The 311-nt window shown below is 64.6% G+C and carries 1 protein-coding gene; it reads right to left on the reverse strand.

Annotated features, from left to right (window positions below; translation table 11 throughout):
- Window positions 1–311 (reverse strand): transposase (locus ACYP5B_RS30870; protein WP_459572196.1); only part of this gene is annotated, 311 nt, incomplete at both ends.

The following is a 311-nucleotide window of genomic DNA, read 5'->3' on the forward strand; positions in this document are numbered from 1 at the left end:
AGCGCCGGCACAGTCGAACCTGGGCGTCCCAGGACCGGTCAACGATGGCCTTCGGGATGCCTTCGTGCCGGCGCTGAATCTCGGGGCTCACACGTGGCGGGTGCCGGTAACTCCAGGCGGCTTCGATTAGCAGCTTTCTTGCATAGCTATTGCCGTTCTTGGTGATGCTGCCCTGTCGCCGCTTCTCACCGGACGAGTGTTCGGCGGGCGTCACGCCGAGCCAGGCCATCAGTTGGCGCGGATGGACAAAGCGCGAGAGATCGCCCAATTCCGCAAGCATGCCCACCGCCGTGGTGAACTGCACGCCACGC

This window comes from Cupriavidus sp. 8B (assembly GCF_054589115.1).